The sequence below is a fragment of the Bacteriovorax sp. DB6_IX genome (assembly GCF_000447775.1).
In the GTDB taxonomy this organism is placed as follows: Bacteria; Bdellovibrionota; Bacteriovoracia; order Bacteriovoracales; family Bacteriovoracaceae; genus Halobacteriovorax_A.
The window spans coordinates 1-5,349 of the sequence record NZ_AUNJ01000386.1 but is presented as its reverse complement, the minus strand read 5'-3'; the positions used below and the strand labels follow the sequence as shown (position 1 = coordinate 5,349).

Genomic DNA, 5,349 nt, shown 5'->3' with positions numbered 1-5,349 from the left:
AGACTGTTTGAAAGTCTTTCTCCAGATTTCTTCAAGCTCTTTTTCGCTCTTTGCAAAAGTCCTCTTCTTTCTATCAACTTCAGCATATTCATTCTTTGTAAAATCAAACTTAGATTTAAAATATTTCTTTCTAAAATCTTCCGCTTGTTGAATTCTCTTATTCATAATTTCAATGGCAAGATCAAGAACAGGATATTTCCCTTTTTTCATTTGATCATCCATTTGAGATTGATACTTTGCCAAACGATCTACATCCGATTGCAGTAGAAATTGTTTTGAGTAATCAATTTTTTCAATGAACTTTCCAAAAGCTTTCTTAGATAGGTCATCATTTACTTCTAGCTTTCTGTAGTGATACTTCTCAAGAGATTCTTTTAGAATCTTTCCTAAAAATTGTTCTCTGTTAACACTAAAGAGACCATTGCTCTGCCCTTGAGCAAAAGCTTCAGTCATAAATGCTAAGCTGATAAATAGAATAAGGAATTTACGCATTTTAACTCCGATTTTTTGTGCTATCCATTATTTTATCCCGACTCTAAGTAGTAGAAAAGAGGAAAATAATTAATTCGATATTACACCTTATCGGTCAAAATGGTTTGAATCCAATGTAATTTTTCTGTAAAGATTAGTGTTGCTATAAAGTAGAAAATTATTCCACTTGTTCACCTTTTACATCAAACTTGAAGATTTCGGCCTCGCTAATTGCCTTGTGAATGAGGTCACGGCAATCATGCTCTTCGATAAACTTTTCGAAGTAACCGTCTTTAGGTTTGATAACAGGATGCTTAGGAGCAAATAATGAACAAGCATCATCATGAGGAATAATGGAAATATCATGTGTTCCAACTTTCTTTGAAAGCTGAATAATTTCAATCTTATTATGGCCAAGAAGCGGTCTCATAACGAGTCTTGGGCATGCTGCATCGAGGGCCTTCATATTGTGAATTGTTTGAGAAGATACCTGACCAAGGGCATCCCCCATTAAAAGAGCATCAGATTTGGTTCTATAAGCAAGTGCACATGAAACATCCATCATATACTTTCTAAACAAGAGCGTTCTGTATCTCTCATCACACTCCTTTGCAATATAGTTTTGAATATCACCAAAAGGAATAACATAGAGTTTCGCTCCGTTTTGATAACGAGAAAGTACCTGACAAATTTTAACAATCTTTTCTTTTACTTCTTCTCCTACATATGGGTAAGCATAGAAGAAGGCAAATGTTTGCTGACACCCTCTTTTTGCCATCACATAACTAGCAACAGGAGAATCAAATCCTCCAGAGATTAGAGTCACAAGCTTTCCACTTGTTCCAACAGGAAGGCCACCAGTTGCTCTTAGTTTCTCCCAAGAGACAAGGATAGAATCATTCATCACCTTTATTTCAATCATAAGATCAGGGTTATGAACATCAACTTTAAAGTGAGTATTCTTTAAAACGCCAGTTGCCACATAGCGATTAATGTCATTAGACACCATCGAGAATCTCTTATTCACTCTCTTGGCCTTAACTTTAAAGGTCTTAAACTCTGTTTGAAGCTTGAGTTCCTTAACAACTAGTTCAACAACTTTATCCATATCAAGTTCAACGCGACGTACTGGTTGGATAGAATTTAACCCTGGAAGGTCTTGAAGTCGTGAAATTAACTCTTCAGAAAAAGCAGTCTCACTCTCTGCCGTTAATCTTTGTTGCTCATTCTTTAAAACAAATTGATCTGAGTGGTAGGCCTTAATCACTGCTCTAATATGCTTTTTCATGGCCTCAAAATAAGACTTTCTATTCTTACCCTTTAACCAAAGTTCATCGACATTTAAAACAAGTGTTGTGTACATAAATAACCTACTTTATAAGAAATGATATTTCCTGAATAACCTGACCTAATCTTTTAATAAACTCATCAACTTCTTCTTGAGTAGTTTGAGAGCTAAAAGAAATTCTCATAATATTTTTATGAAATTTTTCGTCGATTCCCAGCCCTACAAACATTGGATTCTTACCTTTTATTTTAGAAGAACACGCTGTTGTACTTGAGATATAAACTTCCTTCATCTCTAAATGTCTTAGAAGTACATCACTTGGAACGCCCTTAAACATAAGACAAGTAATATATGGAGAAATATTATTTGCTTCAAAGGGAAACGAAATATTTTTGTGAAGAGATTTTAAATTTTTAACGAGTAAATTCTGTAACTCAGAAATTCTGTTATAGTTCTCTTTAAGATGAGTTATTGAAATTTCTACCGCTTTAGCAAAGCCTAAAATCAGCGACGTCGCGGGTGTCGAAGATCTAAGATCAAACTCATGCCCTCCCCCACAAAGAAGAGTCTTTAACGGTGCATCTTTCTTATATATTAGTCCCGCTATTCCACGAGGCCCACCGATTTTGTGAGCAGCAATAGAAATATAATCAATATGTGACTTTTGAAGATCAAAAGCAACTTTTCCCAGCCCTTGAACAGCATCGACGAGAACTTTAGTTGCAGGATTCTTTTCTTTAATTTTTGCACTAAGCTCTTCAACATCTTTGACGAGTCCTGCCTGAGAATTGACGAGTGATAGAACAACAAGTTTCGTCTCTTGGCCTACTCTTTCTAATAAGTCATCTGATTCTAAGAGATACTCACCACGATTTTCGAGACACTTTGAGATACTAGGATGATCACTTAAGAAATAGAGAACATCACTATCTTCACAAAAAGTTTTAATCACTTGATTATTAGATTCTGTAGCAGATGAAGTAAAAATGAGTTCGTACTGACTCGCATTTAATAGCTTAAGAATTGATTTCCTCGCACCATCAATTTTTTTCGCGGCTTGTGAGCCCAATTTATGCTTACTCGACGGGTTCGCAAAATCATGCTCAAAACTCTCTAATAATAGAGTTTTCACATCATCATAAAGTGGTGTTGTCGCGGCATGGTCAAAGTAAATCATAGTCTCGAATAATGCCCAGTTGCTCTCGCGCTGTCAACGCTTTACTGGTCAAAAACACTCCTTAAATATTGGTAATTCTTCGGGCACACGGCCTTAAAAGTTTGTGGATCTAACTTGAACAAAGAAACCGACTCAGCAAAGGCCTCGTACTGACTGGCCTTGGCATATTCAGAGATATGACATCCTTGCTCATAAAGTGAAGCCCACTCTTTTGAAACTTGATATGAGCTCATTGAAAGATCATTATTTGGTCTCATATAGCCAATATTATGCCCGATTTCATGAACAACAACAGCAACCCTATCCGCACGAGCAAGCTTACGCCATGAGGCAAATAAGTGGATGCGTCCATTGGCAATAGAGTTTCCATTTGAATAATTCGTAAATCGAATAAATCGTTTTCTCTGATTTTTTAATCTCTTACTATCAAATAGCGCCATTGCCGTTATCACATCAACAAGCTCTTCGTCTGAGAACTCCTCATAAGGTGCGCTGAAATCACGACTCGTGAAAAGATGGGAAGGGTTATAACCAAACTCGTGGATGATATAAAGTAATTTAATGGATTTCTCATAACCAAAGATAAGATTTAAACGACAACTCAGCTCACTGTCTTCACAAAGAAAATACTCTGGTCCTTGGTTTAAGTTTAAACTTTCCCCTAATAACTGTTTCTTTTCTTCCCTCAAATCAGTCTCCTCTATTTTCTCTTGAAACCAATTTTCGAAGTAGTGATTAGTATAAACCTCTCTTTTATTCGAAGCTATTTTTTCAACCTGTTCAGTGTTGTGAGCAAACCACTCCCTGTGAAAGTTTCCTTGCTCATCAAAATAAGAAGCAAAGACACTTTGAAAAATGAAAGTCGTGAATAAGAGGGTAAGAAATTTCGTCATCTCTGACTAAGATATCATCTTGCTATACAGGAAACTTGAAGTTAGTGATTTTTACAGTATCAACTTCATAAGTGACTAACTCTTAGACACAACTAGGAATAGAGACCAATATTTGGACATTGACTAATCCAAAGCACTGATTTTACGTTAAATATTCTGGCATCATTGTTGCTTTTAAAAAGCTATGAAGAGATACACTCAATTCATATTCACTCTAATCATGCTTGCGATGTCTCAACTTGTCTGGTCATCACCTAAGCAGCTTATTTCGGCCATCACGGTGCTGGAGAGAGCGGAAAGTCTCTACAATATAGAGATGGGGAGCTCGGCGCAAACAGAAGTCAGAAGAGCAGAAAAACTCTTTATGAATATAGACACAAAAGGCCTTAATCAATTTCAAAAAGAACTAAGAGAAAAGTCTTTAAAAAGAATTGCTCAACTCAAAAATAATGGACGCGAATCTCTGAACTCTTGTGATTATTTCGAGCTTCAAAGAGAAAAGAATGAAGAATTAATTCTAAATCATCTTGATCAGAAGCATAGATTTCTCTCTATTTCAAAGCTTGAAGAGATGAAAAGAAAAGTTGATGAAAGAAACACTGTGCTCAATACTCGGCATGGGATGAAAGAGTTTTTGAGCTGAGCTCAAAAGTATTTGAAACCTTTCAAACAAATCCAGAGAAAGCTAGTGCCAGTTCCAATAAAAATTCAAACCAAGCATAATCTCTGTATCATCATAGAGGTTTTCCCACTCAGAACGAACCACTCCTGACTCAAAAATATATCCCGTTCTCTTATTATCAGAGCGCAAATCAGCTCCAAAGAGAAGCCCCATAGTCTTTACCTTGGCCTTAATAATTTCAGTATCAAATGATTCCGACTGCAAAGTGGTCTTAGTATCAAAGCTTGCATAATTTAAATTCGTATAGATCTGAATATTGTCATTGAAACGATAACCGTAGAGAAGCTCAACCTCCCAAGCATCAACTTCTAAGTCGGCCTTATAGAGACGTTGTGAAGTTTCATTGCTTACTCTTTGAGAACTTTCGGAGTCTTCAGCTGAACCATACCCTGCCATAATTGCACCACGGTGACCCTTATCAGTCCCTTTCCCATAGAACTGATATTTCACTCCAAGAATACCTGCAGAGTCTTCTGTGGCCCTCGTATAAATATCAAGCTCCTCAATCACCCCAACAAAGAGATCGTATGTGATGGCCTTGCTATCAACAATTCTTCCCTCGGTGTTCTTTGTAACAGATGAAGAGAAGATTGAGTCAGCGTAGAGTGTCGCCGTTTCATATTTATGGGCCTTTCCAAACCCAAATTGAATCTTTCCATTTAAAGTGTCTCCTGAAGATTCTGGAGTATGGAATCTATTACCAGCAGATTTAAAATCAATTGTCGTGCTACAAGAGCTCAGACAAGTGGCTATAATTACGAATAGAATTGAGTTCTTCACAGCTTCTTCTCTCCCAAGATTCAGGATTAATTACACGCAACAACGCGACGCGTCGTGC

Annotated in this window: 5 protein-coding genes and 1 pseudogene; 1 reads left to right on the top strand and 5 read right to left on the bottom strand. The window is 36.8% G+C overall.

Translation table 11 applies throughout. From position 1 onward, the window contains the following. From M901_RS12290 to M901_RS12275, 4 genes and pseudogenes are all read right to left on the bottom strand, one after another. Window positions 1-492, bottom strand: a pseudogene (locus tag M901_RS12290) (hypothetical protein); the annotation flags it as partial. Between the two features lie 157 nt (window positions 493-649). Beyond that, on the bottom strand, window positions 650-1,834 hold the full coding sequence (gene thiI, locus M901_RS12285) for a tRNA uracil 4-sulfurtransferase ThiI (protein ID WP_021278526.1): 1,185 nt from the start codon (window positions 1,832-1,834) through the stop codon (window positions 650-652). A gap of 7 nt (window positions 1,835-1,841) precedes the next feature. After that, window positions 1,842-2,936 (bottom strand): cysteine desulfurase family protein, encoded by a 1,095-nt coding sequence (locus tag M901_RS12280; protein ID WP_021278522.1) that lies wholly within the window; start codon window positions 2,934-2,936, stop codon window positions 1,842-1,844. A 41-nt stretch (window positions 2,937-2,977) separates the two neighbouring features. Continuing rightward, the gene (locus M901_RS12275; protein ID WP_021278524.1) at window positions 2,978-3,829 is read right to left on the bottom strand and encodes a hypothetical protein; all 852 of its coding nucleotides are present in this window, start codon (window positions 3,827-3,829) and stop codon (window positions 2,978-2,980) included. 184 nt (window positions 3,830-4,013) lie between these two features. On the opposite strand from M901_RS12275, the gene M901_RS12270 reads away from it, so the two are divergent. Next, window positions 4,014-4,472 (top strand): hypothetical protein, encoded by a 459-nt coding sequence (locus M901_RS12270; protein WP_157679991.1) that lies wholly within the window; start codon window positions 4,014-4,016, stop codon window positions 4,470-4,472. A 42-nt stretch (window positions 4,473-4,514) separates the two neighbouring features. On the opposite strand, the gene M901_RS12265 is transcribed toward M901_RS12270, so the two are convergent. Next, the gene (locus M901_RS12265; RefSeq protein ID WP_021278525.1) at window positions 4,515-5,291 is read right to left on the bottom strand and encodes a hypothetical protein; all 777 of its coding nucleotides are present in this window, start codon (window positions 5,289-5,291) and stop codon (window positions 4,515-4,517) included. Window positions 5,292-5,349: the final 58 nt, after the last annotated feature.